At 58.6% G+C, this 2,510-nt stretch carries 3 protein-coding genes; 1 reads left to right on the forward strand and 2 read right to left on the reverse strand.

All coding sequences use genetic code 11. The features are described from left to right. Window positions 1-484 (forward strand): putative DNA modification/repair radical SAM protein (locus tag P8X48_13290; GenBank protein ID MEJ2108277.1); only part of this gene is annotated, 484 nt, incomplete at its 5' end. Here P8X48_13290 and P8X48_13295 read toward each other — a convergent pair. Together P8X48_13295 and P8X48_13300 are read right to left on the reverse strand one after the other, a co-directional pair. Continuing rightward, window positions 429-2,108 (reverse strand): response regulator, encoded by a 1,680-nt coding sequence (locus tag P8X48_13295; protein ID MEJ2108278.1) that lies wholly within the window; start codon window positions 2,106-2,108, stop codon window positions 429-431. The genes P8X48_13290 and P8X48_13295 overlap by 56 nt on opposite strands. Further along, on the reverse strand, window positions 2,098-2,510 hold a 413-nt coding region (locus P8X48_13300; GenBank protein ID MEJ2108279.1), incomplete at its 5' end, for a response regulator. The genes P8X48_13300 and P8X48_13295, both read right to left, overlap by 11 nt.

The following is a 2,510-nucleotide window of genomic DNA, read 5'->3' on the forward strand; positions in this document are numbered from 1 at the left end:
CGTCGAGATCCTGACCACGACCGAGTACCTGAATCGACAGGCGGGGATCACGCGGGCTTACTTTAGCCGCTTCTCCCCGGTGCCCGATACGCCACTGGAGGCCCATCCCCCCACGCCAGCGGTGCGCGAACACCGGCTGTACCAGGCATCTTTTCTGCTGCGCGATTACGGTTTCCTCAGCGAGGAACTGCCTTTCGACGTGGGTGGCAATCTTCCGCTGGAGGACGACCCCAAGCTGGCCTGGGCACGGGCTAACCTGACTGACACGCCGGTCGAGGTAAACACCGCCGACCGGCGCGACCTACTGCGCGTGCCGGGCATCGGCCCCGTGGGGGTCGACCGGCTGCTGCGAGAGCGGCAGCGGGGACATCTGCGCGATCTGACCGACTTGGGCAAGCTGGGCGTGGTTGCCAAGCGGGCGGCGCCCTTTATCCTCCTCGACGGCCGCCGTCCAGCTCATCAGCTATCGCTGTGGCCGACGTGAGAGCAATTCCCGTGCCCTCTCCTTCATCCTTGGTGGTAAAGAACGGCTCAAACAGCTGTGCCTGTGTTGCCTCTGGGAGGCCCGGCCCGTTATCCGCCACTTCTAGCCGCACCATCTGCCTGGAGGGGAATCGGACGTTTTGATCCTCGTGCTCGTCTTTTATCAGCGCTGTGCGCAACGTCAGCCGGGGCCGGTAAGCCTTATCTTTTGGCGCCTGTGCTGCCATCTGTTTGCCTTTTTTCAATCCTTGCGCAGCGTTGCGTACCAGGTTTAACACGACCTGCTGGATCCGCTGTCCGTCGCAGAGCACTTTTGGTAGGTCAGGCGCCATCTCGCGCACGATTTCAATCTCCCGAAAGTCGTATTTCTGTTTCAGATTGTAGTCGGTCATCGCCAGGCCGAGCGTCTGTTCCACCAAAGTGTTCAAGTCGTGAAGTGAGGGTTTGGAGCTTCTATGAGAAAAGCTGAGGAGATTGGAAACGATCACGGCTGCTCGCTCGCCTGCGGAACGAATGCCCTGCAGGTACTCGAAGATAGCGCGTTCTTGTAGGTAGCGATCCAGTCCAGCGGGATCTATGCCGCAGGCTTGCAGCCGTTCGCGGACGCGGGGCCGTTGCGTGTCAAAGGTCATTTGTAGCATCTGCGCGCTTTGCATCATCGCGCTCAGAGGGTTGTTGATCTCGTGAGCCATCCCCGCAGCCAGCCTGCCTATGCTGGCCATCTTGGCTGACTGACGCACCATCTCCTCGATGCGCACGCGCTCGCTTACGTCGTCGATGTGCAGCACGGCCCCTTCAATATCGTCGGCCGACAATGGGAAGACGTCCACATCGCGGTAGATCATTCCAGATTCGGTGATCGATTGTTCCTTGTGCCGGTGGACCACCTGGCAGCGGCGCAAAGCCTGCTCAAACGGATCGCGGTAGCGGGATAGCTCGGGACAGACCTGCCACAACGGTTTTCCCTGCACCTGCGACGCTGCCTGACCGGTCAGAGCTTCGGCGGCTGGGTTCCATAGGAGCACTCGCCCGTCTACGTCGAGGACGATGAGCGCCGAGGGCATCGAGTTGGTGGTGTTTTGGAGCAAGTGCTGCAAGCGGGCGATCTCGGCGTTTAGCGTGCGCAGTTGGTTGAGTTGGTCGTCGAGTTGCAGGTTGCGCTGCTTGAGATCGTCCAACAGCTGTTCTCGTTCGGCCTCGACCGCCGCCTTTTCGCTTTCGAGCCACAGCTTTTCAAAGCAGCGATTCAGGGTCGCCAGCAGGTAGCGCATATCCAAGGGTTTCTGCAAGTAGTCGTAAGCGCCTTCGTGGATGGCTTCGATCGCGTTGTCCATCGCGGCGTAAGCGGTCATTATGACACACAGGATATCGGGGTTTATCTCCTTGAGTTGGGCGATCAGGTTGATCCCGCTATCACGTCTCAGGCGGATGTCCACTAGGGCCACCTGCGCATCGAGTTGCTGCGCTTTTTCCCTGCCACTTGGGACGTCGTGTGCAATGGCGACCTGATAGCCGCGAGACTCAAGGACGTCCAACAGGCTGAGTGCAAAGTCTGCGTCGTCGTCTACGATCAGTATGCGACCTTGCTTGTGCACGTGGGGGGTCTCTGGTTTCTCACTCTGCATTGTTGGTTTCCTTCCTCGTATGGGCCAAATGCTCTACTGCACCGAGCAGATCTCGGGGGTCGAAGGGCTTTCTCAGCACCCCACTGACCGATAGCGATCGCAACTTGTTCACATCGTCGGCATATTCGTCAAAGTAAGCCGTGACGATAAGGGTCGGGACTGCGTGCCCTGTTCGCTTAAGTTCAAGATAAGTTTCCAGCCCGCTCAATATCGGCAGGCGAAGGTCGAGAATCAAAACGTCTATGCCGTTTGAGCGGATGCGCTCGATCGCTTCCCGGCCATTCGTGGCGACAAAGACTGTATAACCCGCATCTACCAACAGGTCCTTGACGCTTTCTACGAAATCCGGATCGTCGTCCACGATCAGAATACCATCGGGCCTGATTTTTTCGATCATTCTGA

It is taken from the genome of Acidiferrobacteraceae bacterium (assembly GCA_037388825.1).
GTDB lineage: Bacteria > Pseudomonadota > Gammaproteobacteria > Acidiferrobacterales > JAJDNE01 > JARRJV01.

Coding starts and splice junctions, on each gene's coding strand:
- P8X48_13295 (MEJ2108278.1), bottom strand. CDS start 2,108: ATGCAGAGTGAGAAACCAGAGACCCCCCACGTGCACAAGCAAGGTCGC.